Annotated in this window: 13 protein-coding genes; 5 read left to right on the forward strand and 8 right to left on the reverse strand. The window is 72.5% G+C overall.

What is annotated here, in order from left to right; all coding sequences use genetic code 11:
• Positions 1-19: 19 nt before the first annotated feature.
• Both ACH4U8_RS25645 and ACH4U8_RS25650 read right to left on the reverse strand, forming a co-directional pair.
• A complete protein-coding gene (locus tag ACH4U8_RS25645; protein WP_395780430.1) occupies positions 20-2,623 on the reverse strand; it encodes a right-handed parallel beta-helix repeat-containing protein in 2,604 nt (867 codons plus the stop codon).
• Positions 2,616-10,463, reverse strand: a complete 7,848-nt coding sequence (locus ACH4U8_RS25650) for a hypothetical protein (RefSeq protein ID WP_395780432.1) — start codon at positions 10,461-10,463, stop codon at positions 2,616-2,618. The genes ACH4U8_RS25645 and ACH4U8_RS25650 overlap by 8 nt, the downstream gene beginning before the upstream one ends.
• Positions 10,464-10,592: 129 nt before the next feature.
• Between ACH4U8_RS25650 and ACH4U8_RS25655 the strand changes: the two genes are divergently transcribed.
• Both ACH4U8_RS25655 and ACH4U8_RS25660 read left to right on the forward strand, forming a co-directional pair.
• Positions 10,593-11,468: a hypothetical protein gene (locus ACH4U8_RS25655; RefSeq protein WP_360320762.1), complete on the forward strand. Its 876-nt coding sequence runs from the start codon at positions 10,593-10,595 to the stop codon at positions 11,466-11,468.
• 79 nt (positions 11,469-11,547) lie between these two features.
• Positions 11,548-11,847: a hypothetical protein gene (locus ACH4U8_RS25660; protein WP_360320759.1), complete on the forward strand. Its 300-nt coding sequence runs from the start codon at positions 11,548-11,550 to the stop codon at positions 11,845-11,847.
• Between the two features lie 81 nt (positions 11,848-11,928).
• On the opposite strand, the gene ACH4U8_RS25665 is transcribed toward ACH4U8_RS25660, so the two are convergent.
• The 4 genes from ACH4U8_RS25665 to ACH4U8_RS25680 form a co-directional block, all read right to left on the reverse strand.
• On the reverse strand, positions 11,929-16,584 hold the full coding sequence (locus tag ACH4U8_RS25665; protein WP_395780434.1) for an FtsK/SpoIIIE domain-containing protein: 4,656 nt from the start codon (positions 16,582-16,584) through the stop codon (positions 11,929-11,931).
• Between the two features lie 118 nt (positions 16,585-16,702).
• Entirely contained in the window at positions 16,703-17,824 is a 1,122-nt protein-coding gene (locus tag ACH4U8_RS25670; protein WP_395780436.1) for a hypothetical protein, read from the reverse strand.
• A complete protein-coding gene (locus ACH4U8_RS25675; protein ID WP_360320750.1) occupies positions 17,821-18,348 on the reverse strand; it encodes a sigma-70 family RNA polymerase sigma factor in 528 nt (175 codons plus the stop codon). Before ACH4U8_RS25675 ends, ACH4U8_RS25670 begins: the two co-directional genes overlap by 4 nt.
• A gap of 206 nt (positions 18,349-18,554) precedes the next feature.
• Complete coding sequence (locus ACH4U8_RS25680) at positions 18,555-18,968, reverse strand: helix-turn-helix domain-containing protein (protein WP_360320747.1); 414 nt, start codon at positions 18,966-18,968, stop codon at positions 18,555-18,557.
• Between the two features lie 123 nt (positions 18,969-19,091).
• Here ACH4U8_RS25680 and ACH4U8_RS25685 point away from each other — a divergent pair, with 123 nt between their 5' ends.
• A complete protein-coding gene (locus ACH4U8_RS25685; protein WP_395780438.1) occupies positions 19,092-20,021 on the forward strand; it encodes a zinc-binding dehydrogenase in 930 nt (309 codons plus the stop codon).
• 96 nt (positions 20,022-20,117) lie between these two features.
• Here ACH4U8_RS25685 and ACH4U8_RS25690 read toward each other — a convergent pair whose 3' ends face one another.
• Positions 20,118-20,936, reverse strand: a complete 819-nt coding sequence (locus tag ACH4U8_RS25690) for a DUF2127 domain-containing protein (RefSeq protein ID WP_360320741.1) — start codon at positions 20,934-20,936, stop codon at positions 20,118-20,120.
• Positions 20,937-21,069: 133 nt separating this feature from the next.
• The gene (locus ACH4U8_RS25695) at positions 21,070-21,708 is read right to left on the reverse strand and encodes a TetR/AcrR family transcriptional regulator (protein ID WP_395780439.1); all 639 of its coding nucleotides are present in this window, start codon (positions 21,706-21,708) and stop codon (positions 21,070-21,072) included.
• A 167-nt stretch (positions 21,709-21,875) separates the two neighbouring features.
• On the opposite strand from ACH4U8_RS25695, the gene ACH4U8_RS25700 reads away from it, so the two are divergent.
• Both ACH4U8_RS25700 and ACH4U8_RS25705 read left to right on the forward strand, forming a co-directional pair.
• The gene (locus tag ACH4U8_RS25700; protein ID WP_395780441.1) at positions 21,876-23,054 is read left to right on the forward strand and encodes a thiolase family protein; all 1,179 of its coding nucleotides are present in this window, start codon (positions 21,876-21,878) and stop codon (positions 23,052-23,054) included.
• 56 nt (positions 23,055-23,110) lie between these two features.
• A complete protein-coding gene (locus ACH4U8_RS25705; RefSeq protein WP_395780443.1) occupies positions 23,111-23,872 on the forward strand; it encodes a 3-hydroxyacyl-CoA dehydrogenase in 762 nt (253 codons plus the stop codon).
• Positions 23,873-24,145: the final 273 nt, after the last annotated feature.

Genomic DNA, 24,145 nt, shown 5'->3' on the forward strand with positions numbered 1-24,145 from the left:
GGTGTTGGGGGGACGGTGCTCACGCGGTGGCGCCCGCGAGGGACGCGGGCAGATCCGCGACCTCCAGGGCGATCAGTTGCGCCGCGTCGGGGTTGTCGAGTTCGGCGACCCGGCTGGCCTGACGTTCCGTCATCTCCTGGAACGCCTGCCGGGCCGAGCGCCCGTTGCCGAAGCCGCCGCCGCGGGTCATTCCGGCGAACAGGGCGAGCAGTTCGGCGCGTGCGGCGGGGCTCAGTTCGTAGCGGTGCCGCTCCGCCTGGTGCTCGACGATGGCCACGAGCTGCTCGGCGTCGTAGTCCTCGAACAACAGGGTCCGGGTGAACCGGGAGGCCAGGCCCGGGTTGGAGGACACGAATCGGTCCATGTCGTCGGGATAGCCCGCGGCGATCACCACGACGTCGTCGCGGTGATCCTCCATCAGCTTCACCAACGTGGCGATCGCCTCGGAGCCGAAGTCGTTGCCGCCGGCGAGCGGGGAGAGCGAATACGCCTCGTCGATGAACAACACGCCGCCGATCGCCCGGTTGAACGCGGCGGCGGTCTTGGGCCCGGTGTGGCCGACGTACTCGCCGACCAGCGCGCTGCGGTCGACCTCGACCAGGTGGCCGTGGCCGAGCAGGCCGAGCGCCTTGAGCAGCCGGCCGTACAGCCGGGCCACCGTGGTCTTGCCGGTCCCCGGGTTGCCCGCGAAGACCAGATGCCGGCTCAGCGGCGGCGCGGGCAACCCGGCCTCGACCCGGAGCCGGACCGTCTGCATCAGCTTGGCCATCGACGCGACATCGCGCTTGACGCCGTCCAGGCCGACCAGTTCGCCCAACTCGGCGAGCAGGTCGGGCAGGCTCTCCTCGACCACGTCGGGCAGTTCCGGGGCGGGCACACCGGCGCCGACACTCGGCGCGGCGCCCGCGGTGCCGGCGGTCGCGGGCCGCGCGGCGGCGACCCCGCCGAGCGCCGGGTCGCAGTCGTCGAACACCGGCGCGGCCTCCGGCTCGGTGCTCAGCTCCTCGGTGCACTCGCGCACCCGGCAGCGGCGGAACAGCGGATCCGCGCCGCCGCCCACGTGCAGCGCGGCGTAACCGGCGCCGATCACATCGCAGCCGGTGTAGGTGCCGCCGGCCTGCTCGGCGACGTACACGCCGTTCTTGCCCGGCCGTTCGATCCGCAGGCCGTGCACATTCGGCCGGGCGCCGGTCCACACCACCAGGCCCGAGCCGGTGCAGTCCTCGATCGAGCCACCGGCCAAGTCGGCCCGCGAACCCGCGTCGAACACGATGCCCGCGGCCCCCGCGCCGGTGACCCGGTTGCCGGCCAACTCGGCGACGCCCTCGCCGGTGACCTCGATCCCGGTGCGCCCGGCCGCGCGCACCGTGCACCCGGACACCTTCGATCCGGTCGGCGAACCGATCCCGATCCCGGTCGCGGTGTCCGCGACCAGGCAGCCGGAGAGCGCCGCGGAGGACCGGCCGGTGACCGCGATCCCGGTCATCGCCGCGGCCGAGACCGTACAGTCGGTCAGCTCGGCCCGAGCGGTGTCCGCGGTGTGCACGCCGTGTTCGGGGGTGCCCTGGACGCGGCAGTCGGCCAACTTGAGCACGGCGGTGCCGGCGGCGTGGACCGCACCGAAACCGGAGTCGAGGATGCGACAGTCGGTCAGGTCCGCGCCCGCGCCCTCGGTGAGCAACACACCGTTGGTCGCCGAGCGGCGCACCGCGCAACCGTGCGCGACCACCCGCGCGGTGCCGTCGAGCACGATGCCGGCCGCGGCGGCGTCCAGGATCCGGCAGTCGGTCAACTCGGCCCGGGCACTGCCGCCGAGCCGGATGCCGGCCGCGCCCGGCGCACTGACCCGACTCTCACCGGCCACCGCCGAGGAGGCGTCCTCCAGCAGCAGCCCGACCCGCCCGCAACCGCCCAGCACCGAATCGGTCAGCCGCAACATCGCCCGCCCGCGCAGCCGGATCCCCGAGCCGGAGGTGGCGTCCAGGCGCAGTCGGGCGATGCCCACCCGCGCGCTGCCCGACACCACGATCCCGGTGCCCTCGACGGCGCTCACCTCGACGTCCTCGACCCGGGCCCGCGCGTCCCCGGACACATGCAGACCCGCGAGCCGGGTGCCGGTGATCCGTGTGCCGGTGAGCAGCAGCGCCGAGGTGGTGCCGCCGGCCGTCGGCGGCGCGTCCAGGTCCGGATCGCCGCCGTCCTCCGCGTCCCGATCGGGCCCGCCGCGCACCTCGATCCGACCGCCGGTGACCACGCAGTCGGCCAGGATCAGGCCCGCGCCCGGCCCCACGCTCACCGCCGGCGCCTCGGTACCCGCCCCGCGCAGACCCAGTCCGCGCACCACGCAGTCCGCCGCCTCGACGGTGACCGCCGGGCCGTCGGCACTCGCGGTCAACACCACCTCGCCGCCGCCGGGCTCGGGACACAGCGTCACCGACCGGGCCAGCACCAGCGATTCGGTGTAGTGGCCCGCCGCGATCAGCACGGTCGCGCCGGGGCCGGCGGCGCGGACCGCGTCCGCGATCCGGCGATGCGTGCCCCGGCCCTTGGCGGCCACCCGGACGTCCGGCGCGGTGGAGCCGCCCGTGTGATGTTCGACGCTCGACATCTGTGCGCTACGCATCCTTCTGCTGGTACCAATCCGGGTTCATTCCCGCGCGCACCTGGGGCAGCAGCCACCCGTTGAACATCTTCTCGCCGATCTTGAAACCGATGTTGAGCAGGAACTCGCTGACGCCCGCGCGGTGGAAGAACCGACCGCCGGCCGCGTTGAGGAAACCGATCCGGGCGAGCGAGACGCTGCCGGTGCTGACCACGCCGGACAACGAGGCGATCGCGCCGTCGCCGAACGCCTCCCAGCCGGAGAGCTTGTGGGTGAGGCCGTCGGCGCCCTTGATGCCGAACACGCTCGCGTTGATGCTGCCGTTGACCAACCCGGCCAGCAGGCCGACGCCGGCGTTGTAGTTGAAGTCGTAGATGCCGCTGCGCCAGCGCAACGCGGTCTCGTTGCCCGCCCACTCGTTGGCCCACGTCTTGTCGTGGTTGCCCGGCCGGCGGTTCCAGTGCTTGCCGCCGTCGATGTTGCCGTAGCCGCTCTTGAGGTCGCCGAGCTTGCGGAAGCCGTCCCACTTGTTCTCGTGCACGAAGGCGCCCACGCCGCCCTTGACCACGCCGCCGACGGCCGCGTTCAGCGCCGCCTTCTGCCAGTCGGTCTCGGACAGGCTCTTGCCCTGGGCCCTGGCGTTGATGTCGGCGACGATGATGTTCGCGGTGAACTCGATGGCGAACTCCTGGGCGAACTCCACCGCGAGCTTCTTGCCCAGCACTGTCCCACCGCCCTGGTAGGCGGCCTCGGCCAGGTGGATCGAGCCGGTCGTCGGGATGCCCGGGATGCCGGTCAGCGCGGTGCGGAACTGCGTCGCGTCGATGCCGGTCAGGTGGCCCGTCCACGGCATGCGCTGACCCTCGCGGATGCGCCGCACCCAGCCGCGCACCTCGGTCACCTGGCCGCGGAAGTCGTACTCGCTGCCGACCACCCGCCACCGGTTCAGCGAGTCGGTGGTGATCACCGCGCCGCCGTCGGTACGCCGGGCCAGGAGGTGGCCCTCCCCGTCGTAGCGCCGCCATTGGCCGCGCCACGCGTCCCGTTCCAGGAAGTGCCCGTCGGCGGTGGCCGTTCGGGTGCGCACGGCGGTGCCGTGGTCGAACTCCGTCCAGGTGGCGGTGTTCGGCGAGGTGGCCCCGCCCGGTCCGTACTCGCGCACCCGGGCCGGCGCGTCGGTGATGTGCGGCGGCGTCTCGCGGATCACCAACGTCTCGCCCGGGGTGGTGGGCACGAGCCGGTCGCGGAAGAGCAGGTTCTTGCCGTCGAGCGGGGTCGCCTGCCACGCACCGGCACCCTCGGCCGCCTTCGGGTTCCACCACACCCGTTCGTGGGTGCCCGCGGTCGCCGGCGGGAGGGGATTGCCCGCCCGGTCGAACTTCTGCCACCTCCAGGCGTCGGCACCCGGTGCCTGCCACGCGTCGACATAGCGGCCGCTGTCGAGCATGCGCCGCTCGCGGACCAGGTTGTTTCCCGCGTCGAAGTCCCGGAACGAGTCGTCGAAGGGCAGCTTGGGGTCGTCCGAGCTGCGGAACAACACCCGCTTGCCGGACTCCTGTACCCGACCGGCGTCGTCGAGCCGTTGCCATGTCCAGGTCTTCGCCGTCGACGAGCCGTGCGCGACGATGGTGATCTCGTTGCCCGCGGCGAGCGTCCAGGTGTCCCGGCGGCCGGCCACGTAACCGTGGGCGTCGTACTCGACCCAGTTGCTGCGCGGGTTGGGGGCGACCGGAGTCTGGGGGGCGGCCGCGCCGGGGGCTCCGTGGACGGGCTGCTCCGGCGTGGCGTAGTGGCGGACGTTGCCGTTCTCGAAGCCCTCGCGAACCATCTCCCAGTGGGTGATGGCGCCGTCCGCGTTCGTCACCGGCCGGAGGTCCTGCCAGTTGCGCCCGTCGGGCCCGCCCGGGGTGTCCAGGCGGTAGCCGGTGACGCCGTCCCGGTTCCACGGGGTGGTCCCGGCGGGGGCGTTCGCGTGCGGTGTCACCGAATCGCCGGCCTTGAGCGTCGTTCCGTCGGCCAACTTGGTCTGCGAGCGGGCGAAGGTGCCGTCGGCCAGGGTGTCGAAGGAACTGCCGTCGTCGCCGACGAAGCGCACGCCGTTGCTGTGCGGGACCAGGTTTCCGGTCGCGTCGGGGGCCGATTTCTCCCAGGTGAACACCTGATAGCGGGTGTCCGAGGCGAGGAAGGCGTGATTGCCCGTCGGTTCGGTGCGGTGGTCGCTCAGCCACTTGCGGGCCCAGTTCGGCGGGCGCTGCTCGGAGATCCGGTTCGTGGTGAACGTCGAACCGTCCGCCTTGACCTCGTGCTTGCCGGTCTCCTTGCCCTGCGGCGACAGTTCGTCCCAGGACGCCTTGCGGATGCCGGCGCCGTCCAGCGGGTGTTCGAGGTAGTGCCGGGCGTGGTCGGTCCGGTGCATCGGACCCCACTGCTTCTGGACCAGCTCCCCGGCTTGGGTGCCGGCTCCCGGCCCGTGCCGGTCGCTCCAGCCGCCGTCCCAGTGCGAGGTGCGCGGACCGTTGGCCAACTCGTTGCCGGCGCCGTCGTAGCGGTGCCAGGTCCAGCCGTCGGTGCCCTTGACACCGAGGGTGTGTCCGGCCCGGCCGTCGAACTTCTGGAGGGTGTCCCGGAATTCGCGCACCACGACGAAGTGCTCGTTGACGTCGGTGTAGCCGAAGCCCGACGTGTCGAACTTGCGCGAGCCCTGACCGAGTGGGGTGCCGTCGGCACCCCACTCGATCCATTTGGTGCGATGGCTGAAGGTGCCGAAGCCGCTGAGGTCGGTGCGCCGGAACGCGTCGAGCGTGCTCCCGCCGGGCAACATCCGGCGCTCGAAGATCGTCACCTGGTCGGGCGAACTCGACTTCAGCCGCAGCCCGCCGTTGGCCGCGCCGCTCGTGTCCACGGTGCCGCGCTGGAACTCGTTGCGGGTGAAGGGGTCGCCGGGGGAGTCGGGGTGGAACTCCTGGCGCCAGGTCGGCGTCGGAGTGCTGTGGTCGACGACGTACTGGTGCTTGGTCATCCGACCGTCGTCGAGCACGTTGAAGCCCTCGCGGCTGACCGTGCCGTTCGTGCCGAACTCGTGGAACTCGCCGTGTCGCGGGGTGTTCGGGTGTACGACGTCCACCCGGTAGCCGGTGTGGGTGCCGTCGGCGTCCGTGAGCCGGGTGAGCCGTTGCTCTGCGGGGAGCGGGTTGCCGTGCAGGTCGGTGAGGGTGTCGCCGACCGCGAACGGGCCTTGGCCGGCGCGGCCCAGCTTGGTGCCGTGTTCGAAGGTGTTGTTGGCGGTGTCGTAGCGGAACGAGTGGCCGGTGGCCGGGTCGGTGACGCGGTAGCCGTTGTCGACGACGGTGATGGCGCGGTCGGTGACCCTGGCGCCGTTTGCGTCGGTGAGGACCCGGCCGGCGCCCTCGCCGACCACGAAGCGGGCTTCGCCGGGGCCGCCGACGGCGATGCCGTGTTCGACCACCGCGCCGTTGGCACTGTGCAGGGTGGACTCGCTCGTGCGCGTGTTGATCACCCGGAAGCCCTGGTCGGTGACCGTGGCGGTGTGGTGGGGTATCGGCGCGCCGAGCGTGTCGGTGAGGTGGCGGTGGTCGCCGCTGCCGACCAGGAAGCGGGGTTCGCCGGTGCCGCCCAGGACGATGCCGTGTTCGGCGACCCACCCGTCCGCGGTGTAGCGGGTGCTGTGGGTGCCGCCCGTTTCGGTGACCCGATAGCCGCCGCCGGTGAGCGGGTTGACCTCGACATTGGGGACGTGGGCACCCTGCGCGTTGGTGAGCACGTGGCCGGTTCCGCTGTTCACGATGAAGTGCGGCTCGCCGACCTCGGTCAGGGCCAACCCCCGCTCGACCGCGACGCCGTTGCCGTCGTAGCGGACGGAGTGGCCGGTGGCCGGGTCGGTGACGCGGTAGCCGCCGGTGAGATCGGCCAGGTCGTGGGTGGTGGTCGGCTTGCCGTGTACGTCGGTGAGGACCGGGGGGCGGCCGTCGCGGAAGACCACGAAGTGCGTGTCGCCGGAACCGGTGAGGGCGATGCCGTGTTCGGCGACGGAGCCGTCGGCCCGGTAGCGGGTGGTTTGTCCGCTGTTCGGTTCGGTGATGCGGTGGCCGCCGTTGGTGGTGGAGGTGACGTCGACGTCGGTGATCCTGGTGCCGTGCACGTCGGTCAGTACGGGGCCGTGTTCGCCCCGGACGACGAAGTGCGCGTTGTCGGTGCCCTGGAGGGCGATGCCGTGTTCGAGGATGGTTCCGTCGCCGCCGTACCGGATGGAGCGGCCGGTGGTGGTGTCGGTGACTCGGAAACCGTTGTCGAGGGTGGTGACCGCGGTGCCGCTGACGGGCTTGCCGTGGGTGTCCGTCAGCACCGGGTTGCGTCCTTCGCGCGGGACCACGATCCGGGTGTCGCCGAGTCCTTCGAGGGCGATGCCGTGTTCGGCGACGGAGCCGTCGGCCCGGTAGCGGGTGGTTTGTCCGCTGTTCGGTTCGGTGATGCGGTGGCCGCCGTTGGTGGTGGAGGTGACGTCGACGTCGGTGATCCTGGTGCCGTGCACGTCGGTCAGTACGGGGCCGTGTTCGCCCCGGACGACGAAGTGCGCGTTGTCGGTGCCGTGCAGGACGATGCCGCGGTCGGCGACCCGGCCGTCCGTGCCGTAGCGGACGGAACTGCCCGTGGCGGGATCGGTGACCCGGTAGCCGCCGTCGAACGAGGCGAAGGTGTGGTCGGTGATCGGCTCGCCGTGGGCGTTGGTAAGCACCGGAGGTCGTGCGTCGCTGTGCACCACGACGTGGGGTGCGAGGGTACTGCGAAGGGCGATGCCCCGGTCGACGACGGCCCCGTTGGTGCCGTAGCGGACGGTGTGGCCGCCGGTGGTCTCGGTGACCCGGTAGCCGCCGCCCACCACCGTGACCTCGACGCCGGTGACGGGGGTCCCGTGCACGTCGGTCAAAACCGGCCGGCCGGCGCCGTCGTCGACGATGAACCGGGGCTCGTTCGGCGAGTGCAGCGCGAGGCCCTCGTCGAGGACATGCCCGTCGTTGCCGTACCGGATGGAGCGGCCGGTGGCGGGATCGGTGGTCCGGTAGCCGTCGTTCACCGGTATGTGTACGACCGCACCCTCGGGCAAGGTCGCGCCGGGACCGACGTGCGGGGCGATGTTCGGGTTCGGCGGCACGACACTCCCGGCGGCCGACGTCGGCGGCAGCGTGCCGCCGCCGCTGCCGCCGCCGAGGTCGTGGTGGCTGCCGCCGACCAGTCGCGGGCGCTCCAGCAGGCTTTGCGCCCGGAGTTCGGCCATGCCCTTGTCGATCCGGGCCGGATCCACGCCGAGCGAGTCCAGCCGGGTGAGCGCGGTCTCCACCTTCGTCGAGGCCGTCTCCACCGCGATTCCGGCGTTGCGCTCGTACACGGATGGCGTGGACGGCCCGTCGGGGCGGATTCTCAGGTCGTGCAACACCTGCTGGGCCCGGCCCAGTTCGTTCCGCGCCGAGGTCAGGTCGCGCCATGCCTCGACCCGGTCGGCCCACTGCGGATGGTCGGCCCTGCCGAACAAGGCGCCGATCCGGTCCGACTCGCGCTGCCAGAGCTGTTCCAACTGGGCACCGGTGAGCCGGTTGGACGGGCCGGTCAGGCCGTTGCCGGGCGCCGTGGGCGGTGCGACGGCCACCTGGTTCGCGTTCGGCGTGCCGGGGCGCAACTCGGCGCCGCCGCCCGGGCCGTGCGGCGGCGGGACCGGCGGCAGCGCGCCCGCGTCGGCCGGTGAGCCCGAGCGCAGCGGCGTCTTCGGGCCGTGGTCGAGCAGGTTGAGCGCGTTCCCGGCGTGGTCGGGGACCGGCGCCGTCGGCGGCGGGCCGCCCGCGAGCGCGGTCGGGCTCGGTGCGGACGGGTTCGCCGACGAGCCGAACTCGGTCGGCCTGAACTCCACATGCGGGCCGGGGGCGCCGTGGCCGGGCAGACCCGGGCCGGCCAGGCCGTGGTTGGTCAGCCCGTGGTTGGTCAGGCCCGACGTGGTCAGGTTCGGCGCCGGCAGGGCGTGGCCGGCCGCGCCGACGGCGGGCAGACCCGGCGTGGTCAGTCCGTGGTTCAGGCTCGGGTTGACCACGTGCCCGATGCCGGTGGCGCCGCCCGGGAGGTTGCCGGTGAGTGCGGACGGCAGGTTCAGGCGCTGCGTGCCGCCGTTGTGCACCAGGTCGAGCGCGGACAGCGAGGTCGGCGACGGGGTGTGCGTGACGCTCGGGAGCGCGGACGGGGTGGGCAGCGCGTGCACCGCGCCGGCCGCGCCGGTGGTCGGGGAGAGTTGTCCGACCGAGTGGACCGCGTTGAGCTCCAGCCGACCGCTGTTCGCCGGCGTCGGCAGTTTGGCCCAGTCGCCGATCTGCACCATCCGCATGTCCCGCGCGCCCAGGTCCACGAGCGCGTCCATCCGGCGCACCGCGTCCGGGGCGAACTGCATCACCTCGCCCAGGGAGGCGGGGACGTGCAGACCGCCGGGGGAGGTGACGGTCAGGTTCGTCGTCGGCAGGTCGAGCGCGTTCATCCGCAATTCGTTGGCACCGAACCCGGACCAGTCACCCGCCCGGATCCGGGCCAGGTCGCCCACCGGCATCTCGGGCAGCGCGCCCACCCCGTGCAGCGGCGGCGTCGGGATCTGGCTCAGGCCGCGCCCACCCGCGCTCAGCAGCGGCGAGGCGAAGCGGAACTTGCCCAGCACACCGCGCTCGTAGAAGCCGATCTGCAACGCGCGCTTGAGGCCGAACCGGCTGATCTCGGCCGCGTCGACCGGCAGGATCAACCGCAGCCACTTGCTGCCGCCGAGTTCGGACTTGAGGAACTTCCAGGTGCTGCCCGCGGCTCCCTTGATCATGCCGGGCAGGCCGCGGAACAGGGCCGGTATCGCCTTGAAGCCCTGGACCACCGCGAGGCCGCCCTTGGTGAACGCGCCGGCGGCCCACGACGGGAACTTCAGCACCGCCCCACCCACCCACAGGGCGCCCGATTTGACCCAGCCGCCCGCGAGTCGGGCGAAGTCCTTCAGGCCCGGGATGAAGGCGAACGAACGGAACGCGCCCGCGCCGAAAGCACCCTTGAGGGCACCCCACGCGCCCTGGACGAAGCCCTTGAGGCCCTTGTCCCAGATGAACTTCGCGCCGTCCTTGAACAGCTTGAGCAGGTTCAGGCCCTTGGTGGTCGGCGCGATCATCCCCAGGCCCGCCAGGAACAGATCGAGCAGCCCGGCCTTGCCGTTCGCGACGTCCACCGCGGTCTTGACGAACAGGACCAGGTTGATCCCGATCGCGAGCAGGGCCAACGGGCCGCCCAACAGCAGCGCGGGCAGGATCAGGATGATCGCCAGCCAGTTGAACGCCTCCCAGAACAGGTCGCAGCCCGAGACCGGCTGCTTGATCCCGGTCGCCGAGCTGTTGAGCACCTTCGCGGCGGTCTCGGCCTGGGTGCGCAGGATGGTGCCCGCGGCGCGCGCGGTCTTCCCGTGCTCGGCGCGCTGTGGGTCCTCCGGGGCCAGGTCCCGACCGGTGGTCAAGGCCGCGTCTGCGGTCCTTTGTTGCTCTCGCATCGTGTCCGCGTACGGGCGCAGCGCCTTGGCCGAGTTCTCGAACGCGTCGGCGATGCTGGTCACGAACTCGCGGAGCGGGCCGCTGATCTTGTCCCGCAGCGCGTCGGCGGTCTGCCCGACGAAGGCGCCCTTGCCGGTCTTGTCCAGGACCGAGTTCAACGCCTCGTCGATCTCGCGGGCGACCCGCCCCAGGCTCTCCATCGAGGTGATCAGCGTGTCCAGCCGAACGGGGTCGCCCGGGGTGGGATCGGTACTCAGGCCGATCGCGTTCCAGTCGGTGGGGCGATTGCCCATGACCCGTCGTCTCCTCGCCGTGCTCGCCGGACCTCGCCCGGACCACGCCCGGGCCACTCGGTCGGTTCATCGGCCTCGCGATGAACCGACCGAGTGGCCCGGGCGTGGTCACGGCGACGGATCCGGTCGGTGGATCCGCGATGGCCGACGGGAGCGGACGTGGTCGACTTCGCGCTGGACTACAGCACGTTGAGCGAGGCCAAGAAGGACCTGTACGACCTCGCCGGCCGGATCTCGCCCACGCTCAAGTCCAGCGACTTCGCGACCCTGGGCAAGGGCGGTTACACGGACGCCCAGGCGGTCTTCGGCGACCCGACGCTGACCGGCGCGTTCCGCAGCCTGTACCGGCTGTCCGCGGGCCCGATGACCCGGGCCGAGGACCTGCTGAAGAAACTCGGCGACTGCTTCGGCAAGGTCGGCGACGCCTACTTCAACGCCGACGCGCAGATCACCGAGGGCATGGGCGTGATGGGCGCCACGATGGGCCTGGCGGAGTGGCGGAACAAGGTCGCCGCCTGGAAGTACAAGCAGGACCACCTGTCCGAGTGCGCCACACCCGGCCCGGACGGCAACCTCCCGGAGTTCTGCAAGGCCACCGACCCCGGCGACAAACCGCCGCTGGATCAGGTGATCACCACGCCCAACGGCGGCCGGATCGAGACCCATCTGACCCTGGACGCCGACGGCAACGTGATCAAGGAGGAGACCAAGGTCGTCAGCAACGGCCAGACCTACACCTCGGTCACCACCTACGACTCGAGCCGACTGAACTACACCACCGTCTCCACCGCGGCGGACGGCAGCGTGACCACCACCGAGACGCACCTGAACGCGGACGGCGGCGGCACCCAGAAGGTGGTCGACTCCGAGGGGAAGACGCACACCTACGTGCGCGTCGACGGCAAACACCAATGGGTGGACACCACACCCAAGCCCCCGGAGAAGCCCGTTCCGCCCGGCTCCGGCGGCGGCGGTGGCGGCGGGCGCATCCCGCGCCGCGACTGACCCGCCCCCGCATACCCCGAGCCCCCGTAGCCCCCGTTCGTCGTACCCCCACGACGAGCCGATCTTCCCTGGAGGAACCATGCCCGATATCGCACTCGACTTCGGCCGCATCGACGAGGTCGCCGGCAAGCTCACCACGGCCAAAGAGACCATCACGCCGATGATCAACACCCTGCTCTCCGACGTGAACGGGCTGCTCGACAACGGCATGGTCTTCAAGGAATCGAGCCCGGCCATGCGCGAGGCCTACTCGAAGTTCAACACCAGCCTGACCGCCGCCGTCGACGGCATCCTGATCTTCTCCGAGATGTTCGCCAAGATCCGCACCCAGATGCACGAGATGGACGTGGAGATGGCGAAGAACCTGAAGAAGAACTGAGCCCTCGCCGAACCGATTCGGGCCGCCTCCCCCCGAGGGAAGCGGCCCGAACTCGTGTGCCCGACGCGGAGGCCGGCCCGGCTACGGGGCCGACCGCAGTACCGTCAGCGGCACCTGCACCGCCATCGGCGCACCACCGGGACCGGCGGTCCAGCCCCGGCCGATCCCGGGCGGCGCCGAGCGCACCACGTTCGTCGGCAGCCGTACGCCGATCATGTCGCCCTCCTGCATGTTCTTCGGTGCGAGCAGGATGCCGCTGCGACTGCCGCGCCGGGCCGCGGTGAGCCAACTGCCCATCGCCACCTGGAGGGCGTCGTAGGACCCCGCGTACAGCAGCCCCTGCCCTCGGTCGCGGCCCGCGACCGCCAGGTCGCGCAGGACCCGGTCGGCGGCGGGCATCCCGAGCAGCTCGGCGTCGTCGACCACCACCACACGCGGACCGGACAACTCCGCCAACGCGCGCTCGACGTCCTCGGCGGCGGGGTTCTCCTCGGTCAGCAGCCGCACCTGCGGATGTTGCCCGAGGCCACGCAGCGGCGATTCGCGCGGGGTCAGTACCACCAGCGAAGTGCCGCCCGCGAGCAAGGACACCGACAACGACGCGAGGGTGGTGCTGCGCCCGGTCCCGGCGGGCCCGATCACGCAGAACACCGACCTGGCGGCGAAGTCCGCCCCGATCGGCTCCGCACTGTCGCCGCCGATGCCCAGCAGCCCCCACATCGGGCGGCGCAGCTCGGCCGGCACCCGCTCGTACGCGGCCGCGAACTCGACCACCCGCGGCAGCGTCGGGATCAGCACCGGCATGCGGGCGGGCGGCACCGCGGCGTCCCGCAGGGCCGCCGCCGTGCCGATCCGGCGCAGCGCCTCGGCCTGCTCCTGCCCGCTCGGATCGGGCGCGAGCAGCGCGACCTGACTCTCCGTCTGGGACAACACGTGCCAGCCGCGCCCGGGCCCGATCACCGCCGGCACCTTGCGCATCGGCATGCCGGCGATCTGGTAGTCGCTGCGATCCGCCTGGCGCAGCAACAACTTGTGGTCGTTGTGCGCGGCCAACCGCCCGCTCAGCAGCGCCCGTTCGGACGTGGCCACGATGTGGATGCCGGCCGCCGCGCCCTCGCGCAGCAGGCGCATCATGTCGTCCACGAGCCGGCCGCCGTCGTGGTCGTCGAGCAGCGCGACCAGCGAGTCCCAGCCGTCCAGCAGGACCACGATGTGCGCGGGCCGCTCGGCGGCCGGGAGCATCCGGCGCAACTCCACCAATCCGGCGGCGTTGCGCGCGCTGCACTGTTCCTGCCGCTCGGTCAACTCGCGGACCAGGCGGCCCAACAGGCGCCCCATCCGCTCCATGTCGTGCCGCGAGACCACCGCGCCGCAGTGCGGCAGGGTCTCCAGCGCGGCCAGCCCGCCGCCGCCCGCGTCGATCCCGTACAGGTGCACGTCGGCGCAACTCGCGGAGTGCGCCGCGGAACCCGCGAGGGTGCGCAGTACCTGGGTGCGGCCCGAGCGCGGCGAGCCGATCACGTACAGGTGGCCGAACGTGGCCAGGTCCATCGTGGTCACCCGCTGCTGCTGGAGCTGCGGAATGTCCTCCAGGGCGTAGGGGATGGGCGCCGGGCAGGTGTCGGACGGGTCGACGTCGGCGCGTTCCACCGTCGGCAGGTCGTCCAGGAGCACCCGTTCGGCCAGTGCCGGCAACCACGGGCTGGGCTGCGCGGTGTAGTCGGGCAGTGTCTCGGCCGCCTCGCGCAGGGCCAGGACCAGCGAGTTCAGGTCGGTCGGGTTGGGTGCGTCGGCGGTCTCCGGGCCTTCGTCGATCACCGGCAGCGCCACCGGGCGGCCCAGGCCGCTCAGGGTCAGCTCGGTGGCGCGCACCGAACGCGTCGGGCCGGTCTCGGGGCCGCCGGGGATCGGCCGCTCGGCGCCCACCCACGCGGCCTGGAACGGCACCGCGGCGTTGGGTCCGGTGCGGATCAGTGCCCGGCCCGGGGTGCCGGCCGAGATGTGCACGGCCTCCATGGTGTCGATGATGTCCTGGCTCTCGCCCGCGTCCGTCACCCGCAGCGCGATCCGCAGGTTGGTGTTGGCGCGGATGTCGCCGGTGACCACGCCGGCCGGGCGCTGGGTGGCCAGTACCAGGTGGATGCCGAGTGAACGGCCGCGCTGGGCGATGTTGATCAACCCCGTGACGAAGTCCGGCACCTCGCGGACCAGGGTGGCGAACTCGTCGATCACCAGGATCAGTCGGGGCAACGGCGCCAGGGTCGGGTCGGCGGTGCGCTTGCCCCGGTACTCGGGGTGGTCCTTGGCGCCCACGTCGGCCAACAGGTGCTCGCGGCGCCGCAGTTCCGCGGCCAGCGACTCCAGCGCCCGGGTGGCCAGGTGTTCGTCCAGGTCGGTGACCATGCCCAGGGTGTGCGGGAGTTCGGCGCACTCGCTGAACGCGCTGCCGCCCTTGTAATCGACCAGTACGAAGGTCAGCTCGTCCGGGCGATTGGCCACCGCGAGCGCGGCCACGAAGCTCTGCAACAGCTCGGATTTGCCCGATCCCGTGGTGCCCGCGATCAGGCCGTGCGGGCCGTCGCGGACCAGGTCGATGCGCAGTGGCCCGTCGTACCCGGCGCCCAGGGTGAAGGTGGTCGAGGCCGGTCGGCGGGCCCAACGGGCCAGGAAATCGGCCGCCTTCGGTGGTTCGGCGTCGACCAGGTCGAGCAGCTTGACGGTCTGCGGCAGGCCGCTGTCGTGCTCGGGGCTGACGTCGCGCAACGGGGCCAGGGAACGGGCCAGTTGCTCGCACCACGCCGCGTCCACGTGGTCGGCCCGCACGTCCGCCACGTCGGGCAGCCCGGTCTGGCGCACGGTCAGGTTTCGACCCGCGGCCAGCACGACGGCGGTGCACTCCTCCGGCAGCAGCCGCTCGCGTTCGTCCAGACAGACGCTGAACACCCGGGCCGGCGGACCCTCGGTGAGCACCTGGACCATGCCGGGCACCTCGCGCAACTGCCGGGCGCCGTCGGCGATCACCAGGATGTCGGGACCGCTGAACATGGCCTGGCCCATCGACGAGCCCATGCTGCGCTGTCGGCCCTGGATCTGCGCGACCAGTTCGGAGATGCGGTTGGCGGTGGACTCCGGGTCGGTGCCGAGCAGGACGACCGGCGCGGCCGAGCGCGACTGCGGGCGCAGGTGCGGCAACCAGCGCACCCAGGCCCAGTCGGCGGCCCGCTCGGGATCGGTCAGCACCACCACGCGCAGGTCGCGCGGACTGTGCAGGACGGCGGCCTGGATCACCAGCCAGCGGGCCAGCGCCTGGATCGGCTCGGTCGGACCGGCTACGCCGAGCACCCCGTGGTCGGGGATCTCGACGCCGATGGGCGTATCGGGCAACGTCCAGCTCGCGGTGCGGTGATGCTCGTCCCGGGCCGGGTCCTCGACCTCCTTGACCGACGGCTGATCCACCGTGCCGATCCGCAACACCAGATGGTCGGCGTCGCGTCGGCGTCGCTCCCACAACCGGCTGCCCGGGCCGGTCGCGATCAGCGCGACCGCGGCCGGGTCGGGGCCGACGTCGCTGCGGACGATGCGCTCGCGTCGCACGGCGGTGTGGATGTCCGCGTGCAGGACGCGCAACCGGCGTCGGTACTGCACGCCGTCGAGCTGATGCTTGACCCGATTGCTGCGGCGGCCGGAGATCCAGTTCGCGATCGCCATGAACGGGCTCATGATGCAGAAGATCAGATAGAAGTACGACTTGAAGAACCCGACCATGGCCAGACCCATCACCAGTGGCGCGATCATCACCAGCAGCGGGAACGGCAGCCGGTTCGGGTCGAGCGGCGGCGAGGGCAGCCGGATCTTCTCCGCGTCCAGGTGCGGGGCGATCCGGGGCGGCCGGTTGTAGTCCAACCCGATGCCGTCGTCGGAGGGCGTGACGTCGGCGTCCGGCTCGACCGGCTCGGACAGCCGTAGCAGGGACGGGCCGACGACCAGGTCCGACTCGTGCAGCCAGGGCGTTCCCGGCGGCGCGGGAGCGCGGACCGCGGGCTCCTTGGGCGGGGCGATCCGGGCGCTCTCCCGCTCGACCTTGAGGTCCGCCTCGCGCTCGTCCTCCAGGACCCGTTCCTCGTGCTTGCGGGGCAGCGCCGCGGCGGCGGTGATCGCGTCGGTGGGCGGCGGCGCGACCTCGCGGCCGTGCACCGCGCCGTCGTCGGGGACGGTGCGATGCCAATACGCCGAGCCGTCGGGGCAGATCGTCACCCACAGGCCCCGGGCGGGCACGTCGGCGGCCGGCAGCCGGATCGCGCAGCCCTCGTCGGCGCCGATCTCGTGGCTTCCCGGGCCCAGCGGCCAGACCCGGCCGGTGTAGGGGCCGGACACCGCGTGCACCTGCACCAGGGTCTGCGGATCGAAGGGGTGCCGGGGTAGCCGCACCCGATCGGGCTCGGCGGCCGGTGCGCCCAAGCCGAGCACGGCGGCCTCGTGGATGCCGGAGACGGTCAGCGGAGCCTGCGGGTCCAGCGCGGTGTCGCCGAGGTAGAGCGTCTGCCCGTCGTCCGGCGCGTTGCCGTCCAGGAACGCGCTCAGCTCGGCGGGTCGCCCCTCGGGGGCGGCTTCCACGGGTGCGGCCGGTCGCCGCACGGCGGTCGCGAGATCCGCCACGGTGCTCCCGGGCGGGAGGTCCACGAGATGGTCGCGGCGCAAACCGTCCGCGGCGTCCACGGTGGTGACGGTGAGTCTCACGTTGGCGTGCTCCTGGGGGTGGGCGGGGATTGGGGCCGGGGGTGCGGCCTGGGCAGGGACGCGGGCAAACGCCGGACGGGCCGATCAACGGCCCGTCCGGCGTGTGGGAAGCGGGGGATCACACGTCGACGGAGACGCCGCTCGGCTTGTCGGTGTCGGCGGGCTCGTCGAAATCGTCGTGCGGGGTCGGCTCGGTCGGGCTCGCCGGGCCCTGGACGGAAACCGGCGTCGACGCCGCGGCCGGCACCGGATCCAGGTCCGGATCGGCCGCGATCGGCACCGGGAGCGTCGCGTCCTCCGTGGCCCACGGCGGCAGTTGCCACACCGTCGCGGCGACCGAGCGCGGCAGCGGCCGGGCGTCCACCCGCAGCGGGGTGCCGTGCACGAGCAGCGCGCCGGTCGGCGACACCGCCAACAACCGGGCGTGGCCGCGCGGTCGACCCAGGGTCAGCACCGACACCGGTGAGGCGGCGGGCACATCGGGGGTGTCCGCGCACACCACGACCTGCGGATGGCGGCGGCTCGCGGCGGCGGTGGTCGCCCGGGTGAACGCCTCGGCCGTGCTCGGTCCGGCGTGCCGGGGATGGATGCCCACCGCGACGGTGACCGCGCCGGCCGGCAACCGGGCGTCGAGCTGGGCCGCGAGCGCCTGCACGGTGGCCCGCGCGCCGCGTCGTTCGCCGGACACCGCCAGTACGCGCGGGCCGGTCAACAGGTCGAGGAAGACCACCGCCTCCTGCCGGGTGCCGACCGCGACCAGCAATGGAGCCGGACCACTGCCGACTTCCAGGTCGGTGCGCGCGATCCACCACAGCCGGGGGTCGAGTTCGTCGACCGCCCACGGCTCGGCGGGCACGGGCAGGTCCGGCCCGCAGGAGACCAACACGCCCACCACGTCGCGCTCGACCAACGCGCCGTACGGACGGGCGCCGGCCGCGACCCGCGCCGCGAGTTGCAGCGCGTGCTCGGCGTCGACCCAGGTGTTCGGCTCGCGCAACGCCCGCACCAGCAGCCGACGGCGTCGCCGATAGCGGCTGAACGCGGTGACCGGCTCGGCGAACGCCGACACCGTGAGCGCGAGTTCGCGGCGCAGCCGACGGCGCACGAAGCGCCATCCGCCGCGCCGCATCGCGGCCCAGTGGGCGAGGGCGTAGACGAGGATGAGGATCCCCGCATAGCCGAGCAGGGTCGTCACATCGTGTCCGGCGACCTGCATGGCGAGGTCCTCGGAGCCTGTCATCCGCTCTCCTCGATCGCGGCCGGCTCCCGACGGATGGCCGCGATCCCGTGGTAGGTACGAGACTTGACCGTCCCGCGCGGTATCCCCAGGGTGCGCGCGACGTCCGCGCCGCTGCGATCGAGCAGATGCACCTGGGCAAGCGCCTCGCGGTGCGGCGCGGCCAGTGCGCGCAACGCCCCCACGAGCACGCACCGATCCACGATGGTCGCGGCCGGATCGGGCACCGCGGGCAACCCGGCGAACTCGCTCGGGTCGATGCCCACGGGCAGCGATCGGTTGCGCCTTCGGGCGTCCACGGCCAGGTTGCGGGCGACCCGGAACAGCCACATCCGGATCGGCCTGCCGTCCCAGTCCAGCCGGTCCGCCGCTTCCCAGGCACGTAACAGCGTTTCCTGGACCACGTCTTCGACGGTGTGCAGATCCGCGCCCAGGATTCCGCTCACGTACCTGCGCAACGGCGTGCTCTCCGCCATCAGCAGTTCGATCCGCCGTTCGCGCTCGTGGGTCTCACGGCCAGGCGACACGACTGGGCTCCTCGGAAGTTCGGCCGGCGTCCGTTCCGCCGGTCAAGATCACGATATGGAGCCGGAAATACCCTCGGCGGGCCGGAAAATGAACAGTCGGCGATCTTCTGGCGGACCCCCGGTGACCCGGGGCCGTGCAGCCCGAACACGCAGGTGGGGCGCTGCCGGCGGCGGGCGGGCGAGTGGGCGGAGCCGGGCCGGCCCGATCAGCCGACCGTCGGCGGGTGTTGCCCGTCGTAGCGCTCGCGCGCCCGGTCCACCTCGGGAATGTGCTGCTCGGCCCAGGACTTGATGGCCCGCATCAGCGGCAGCAGGCTCTCGCCCAGCGGGGTCAACGCGTAGTCGACCCGGACCGGGACGGAGGGCGTGACGGTGCGGGTGACCAGGCCGTCGCGTTCGAGGTTGCGCAGGGTCTGGGTGAGCATCTTCTGGCTGACCCCGGCGACTCGGCGGGACAGGTCGCTGTAACGCTGCGGACCGTCCGCCAGCGCGTTGACGAGCAGGCTGACCCATTTGTCGCTGATCCCGTCCAGGAGCCGCCGGGCCGGGCACTCGGCCATGTACGCGTCGAACGCGGAGCGGGCCTGGGCGCGGCGTTCGGCCGCGGTACGGGTCGGCATGGCTCTCCTTCGGGTTGGATACGCACTTTCGGGTACGTGCTTACCCAGGGAGAGTAACTCTTCGTAGGTTTGCGGTCGAGGGGCCGGGAGGGCCGGCCCGACGCAGAGTGTGGGAGTGGTGTCATGCGTGCGGTGATCGCCCGAGCCGGCTCGCCCGTGGTCGAGGTCGTGGACACCCCCGACCGCGAACCCGGGCCGGGGCAACTGCGGATCCGGGTCGCGGCGGCGACGGTGAACCCGGTGGACGCGATGGTGCTGGACGGGGCGCCGGTGCGGTTCGCCCTGGTGTCCGCCCGCGAGGTGTTCGGCCTGGGCTGGGACGTCGCGGGCGAGGTGGTCGAGGTGGGCCCGGGGGTCGGCGGGTTCGCGGTCGGCGACGCGGTGCTCGGGCTGCGCGATCGGCTGGACGTACGGGCCGGGGCACTGGCCGAGTTCGTGGTGTTGGACGCGGATGCGGTCGGGGCGCTGCCGGCCGGTCTGGACCCGACCGCGGCGGCGACGATCCCGCTGAACGGGCTGACCGCGTGGCAGGGGCTGGACCTGCTCGGCCTGTCGGCCGGGGACACCCTGCTGGTGACCGGTGCGGCGGGCGCGGTGGGCGGCTTCGCCGTCGAACTCGCGGCGGCGCGCGGGGTGCGCGTGCTGGCGGTCGCGGGCGCCGCGGACGAGGACTTCGTCCGCGCCGTCGGGGCCGCCTGGTTCGTCCCGCGTGGTCCGGAACTCGCGGACCGGGTGCGGGAGATCGTGCCGGGTGGCGTGGACGCGGTGCTGGACGCGGCGATGCTCGGCCCGGACGCGCTGGACGCGGTGCGCGGCGGCGGGGCATTCGTGGCCGTCAACGCGGGCGCGGCGCCGCCGGCCCTGCGCGGCATCCGGGTGCATCCGTTGTGGGTGCGGGCGGACGGTGCGCGATCGGCCGAACTGGCCGCGCTGGCGGCCGAGGGCGCGCTGACCCTGCGGGTGGCCGAGGTGGTCGCGCTCGCGGACGCGGCCCGGGCGTTCACCCGGCTGGCGCAGGGCGGGCTGCGCGGGCGGTTGGTGCTGGTGCCGTGAGTCGGGGCCGCCCGGCGGCTCGGGCGGTCCGGGCGGCCGGGCCGGGAAGTCGACCCGGACGCCCGGGGTTTCGTGGTGCGGGACGGTGTGGGACGGTCAGGGGGTGCGTGCGGGTGGCGCCTTGGGCGTGTGTACGTGCTCTTCCCACGGTTGCCGCGGCGGCCCGGCGTGGATCGCCTCGTCGATCTCCAGCAGCGATTCGCTGTGCCGTTCGCGCTCGAACGCCTCGGCCCCGCCGCGGACTCCGAACAGCCGCTTCGCGACGATGATGTAGACGACCGCGAGGATGTTCAGGACCAGCGTGGCCACCTTGAACGGGCTCACGTGCTCACGCATCTCGTAGCCCTCCAGCGGCAGGAAGGCCGCGGTGGCGACCACCGTGAGGTATTCCGCCCAGCGCTTGAGCAGCCACAGGCCGACCGCCTCGACGATCTCGATCACCGCGTAGGCGACCATCGCGACGGCGACCCAGACCAGCGTCGAGTGCTTGTAGTCGAAGGTCTTGCGGATCGAGTCGACGATCGGCGAATGGTCCAGGTCGTAGTGGAAGTGCTCGGCCACCGGCCGGAACGCGGTCAGGTCGTCCTCGAACAACCTGCGCACCGAGTCCTGCGAATTGCTGAATCGCCAGACCGCGTAGGCCGCGACCAGGATCAATACGCCGCGCGCGGCCCGCTCGACGGCCAGGAAACGCAGGATCAGCACGTCGCGTAGGGCCCGCCCGCGCATCACCGTCGGCGCGTCGCCGGCCGGGCCGCGGCCCTTGACCTCGCCGAGCACGTAGTCGCCGCAGCGCAGACAGCGCCACGCCTCGCCGACCGGCGTGCTCGCGTGCAGCCGGTCACGCAGCGCCGGTTCGTCGGGAGCGTACGTCTCGTGCCCGCGTCGGGCGCAGGTCCGTCGATTCCAGTCCACGCGGTGAAGCTATGGCCCTCGGATCGCGTTACGTCCCGGGTTTGACCGGGTTCGCATCAAGGATTGGTCATCGAAGCGTGAAATGACGGCCCGGGGACTCCTCCGGCACCGGATCGCATCCGCCGGGGCGGGGTCAGGCCCCGGCGCCGCAGCCGGCTTCGGCTTCGGCGCCGGTCAGCACGGTGTCCAGGTGGGCCGCCCACTGCCGGATGATCGTGCGCCGGCGCGCCTCGTTCTCGGTGAGCAGTTCCCGGACGCCCAGTCCCCGGGCCAGACTGAGCGTGCCCTCCACGGCGGCCGGCACCCCGGGGCGGGACACGTCCGCGCCGAGCAGATCGACCGCCATGTCGTACATCGCGGCGCTCAGTCGCCGATCCAGCGGCAGCACCCTGGCCCGCAGGGTCTCGTCCTGCACCGCGGCCACCCACAGGTTGAGCGCGGCCCGGTACAGCGTGCCCCGGAACATCGACACGAGCGCGTCCAGCACCGTCTCGGTGTGCTCGGGGCCGGGTGGGATCCGGGCCCCGTCCAGGCGTATCCGGGTGAACAGGTCCCCGGCCATGTGATCGATCGCGGCGGTGAACAGGTCCTCGCGAGTGGGGAAGTGGTGCTGTACCGCGCCCCGGGAGACGTTCGCCCGCTCGGCGACCACGGTGACGGTGCCGCCGAGCCAGCCGACCTCGGCCAGCACCTCGACGGCGGCGTCCAGCAGCCTGGCTCGGGTGACGCGACTGCGGTGCTGGCGTGGTTCGCGTACGGGTGCGCTGGTCACGGGGGTCAGCCTAGTGCCGCCCCCGGGCAGGGTGCCGCACGTCAGGCGCCGGTGCCGCGACCGGAAACGCCCGCGGCCCGGGTCGATGCTTGACAGGGATTGCACCGGAGGGTCGAATGTCTTAGCGAACGTTCAGTAATGTCGCGGATCCGAGGGGACCAAGCACCATGACCACAGCCGTCGTCGTCGACGCGGTGCGGACCGCGTCCGGCAAGGGCAAGCCCGGCGGCGCGTTGTCCGGCACCCACCCGGTCGACCTGCTGGCCCACACGCTCCGCGCCCTGGTCGAGCGCAACGATCTCGACCCCGCGCTGGTCGAGGACGTGATCGCGGGCTGTGTCTCGCAGGCCGGCGACCAGTCGCTCAACATCGCGCGCAACGCGGTGCTCGCCGCCGGATTCCCGGACGGCGTCCCGGCGACGACGGTGGACCGGCAGTGCGGATCGAGCCAGCAGGCCGCGCACTTCGCCGCGCAGGGCGTGATCGCCGGCGCGTACGACATCGTGATCGCGGCCGGCGTCGAGTCGATGAGTCGGGTGCCGATGGGCTTCGCCGCGCGCGGGGGCGATCCGTTCGGCGAATTGCTCGGCAAGCGTTACCCCGAGGGGTTGATCCCGCAGGGCTATTCGGCCGAGTTGATCGCGGCCCGCTGGAATCTGGACCGGGAGGCGCTCGACCGGTTCTCCGCCCGCTCGCATCGGCTCGCCGCGCAGGCCGGCGCCGAGGGCGCGTTCGATCGGGAGATCGTGCCGATCACCCTCGACGGCGGTGTGCACCGGGCGGACGAGACGGTGCGGCCCACCACCACCGAGGAGGGGCTGGCCGGGCTCGCGCCGGCGTTCGTGGACGAGGGCATGGGCGCACGTTTCCCGGAGATCGATTGGCGGATCACCCCGGGCAACTCGTCGCCGCTCACCGACGGCGCCTCCGCCGCGTTGATCATGAGCGAGGAGCGCGCGACCGCGCTCGGGCTGACGCCGCGCGCCCGCTTCCACGCGTTCGCGGTGACCGGCGACGACCCGCTGCTGATGCTCACCGGGGTCGTCCCGGCCACCCGCAAGGTGCTCGAACGGGCCGGCCTGGGCATCGACGACATCGACGCGTTCGAGGTCAACGAGGCGTTCGCGCCGGTGCCGTTGGCGTGGGCGGCGGAGGTGGGCGCCGACCCGGAGAAGGTGAACCGGCGCGGCGGGGCGATCGCGCTCGGGCATCCGCTCGGGGCCTCCGGCGGGCGGCTGCTGAGCACGCTGCTGGGGGTGTTGGAGTCCACGGGCGGCCGGTACGGGCTGCAGACGATGTGCGAGGGCGGCGGGATGGCCAACGCGATGATCATCGAGCGGCTCTGAGGTTCTTCCGTTCCTTTCGGTTTTTTGTTCGCTCGGATCACTACGGAGACAGATAGATGCGTATCGAAGGCACCACCGCCCTGATCACCGGCGGAGCCTCGGGTCTGGGCCTGGCCACCGCCGAACGGCTCGTCGCCGAGGGCGCGTCCGTCGTGCTGTTCGACCTGCCCTCGTCCCCGGGCAAGGACGTGGCCGAACGGCTCGGCGAGCGGGCCGTGTTCGTTCCCGGCGACGTCACGCGGGAGGACGAGGTACGGGCGGCGGTGGACGCGGCGGACGCGGACGGCACGTTGGCGATCACCGTCAACTGCGCGGGCGTGGCCGACGCGGCTCGTACGGTGGGGCGCAAGGGCGCCTTCCCGCTGGATCTGTTCGCGCGGGTGGTCAACATCAACCTGATCGGCACGTTCAATGTGCTGCGGTTGGCGGCGGAGCGCATGATCGCGCACGAGCCGGTGGACGGCGAGCGCGGGGTGATCGTCAACACCGCGTCGGTCGCGGCCTTCGACGGGCAGATCGGGCAGGCCGCGTACAGCGCGTCCAAGGGCGGCATCGCGGCGATGACGCTGCCGATCGCGCGGGACCTGGCCGGGGTGGCGGTGCGGGTGATGACGATTGCGCCCGGGTTGTTCGAGACGCCGTTGCTCGGGGGGTTGCCGGAGGCGGCGCGGGCTTCGCTGGGGGCGCAGGTGCCGCATCCGAGTCGGCTGGGGCGGCCGGCGGAGTATGCGGCGTTGGTGGCGCACATCGTGGAGAACCAGATGCTCAACGGTGAGGTGATTCGGCTCGACGGCGCGATCAGGATGGCGCCGAAGTAGGCGCTGGGCGCTGGGCCTTTGGCCTCAGACGCCGGCCCCGGCTGGGGTGACCCGGCCTCCGGCCGAGGTGGCCTCATGCGCCGGCCGGGCTGTTTCGCCTCATGCGCCGGCGGGGCTGGGTGGCCTCAAGCGCCGGCCGGGCTGTTTCGCCTCATGCGCCGGCGGGGCTGGGTGGCCTCAAGCGCCGGCCGGGCTGGTTCGCCTCATGCGCCGGCGGGGCTGGGTGGCCTCAAGCGCCGGCCGGGCTGATTCGCCTCAAACGCCGGCGGGGCT

It is taken from the genome of Embleya sp. NPDC020886, assembly GCF_044333915.1.
GTDB lineage: Bacteria > Actinomycetota > Actinomycetes > Streptomycetales > Streptomycetaceae > Embleya.

Coding starts and splice junctions, on each gene's coding strand:
- ACH4U8_RS25680 (WP_360320747.1), bottom strand. CDS start 18,968: ATGCCGACCCGTACCGCGGCCGAACGCCGCGCCCAGGCCCGCTCCGCG.
- ACH4U8_RS25700 (WP_395780441.1), top strand. CDS start 21,876: ATGACCACAGCCGTCGTCGTCGACGCGGTGCGGACCGCGTCCGGCAAG.
- ACH4U8_RS25685 (WP_395780438.1), top strand. CDS start 19,092: ATGCGTGCGGTGATCGCCCGAGCCGGCTCGCCCGTGGTCGAGGTCGTG.
- ACH4U8_RS25645 (WP_395780430.1), bottom strand. CDS start 2,623: ATGCGTAGCGCACAGATGTCGAGCGTCGAACATCACACGGGCGGCTCC.
- ACH4U8_RS25705 (WP_395780443.1), top strand. CDS start 23,111: ATGCGTATCGAAGGCACCACCGCCCTGATCACCGGCGGAGCCTCGGGT.
- ACH4U8_RS25660 (WP_360320759.1), top strand. CDS start 11,548: ATGCCCGATATCGCACTCGACTTCGGCCGCATCGACGAGGTCGCCGGC.
- ACH4U8_RS25670 (WP_395780436.1), bottom strand. CDS start 17,824: ATGACAGGCTCCGAGGACCTCGCCATGCAGGTCGCCGGACACGATGTG.
- ACH4U8_RS25650 (WP_395780432.1), bottom strand. CDS start 10,463: ATGGGCAATCGCCCCACCGACTGGAACGCGATCGGCCTGAGTACCGAT.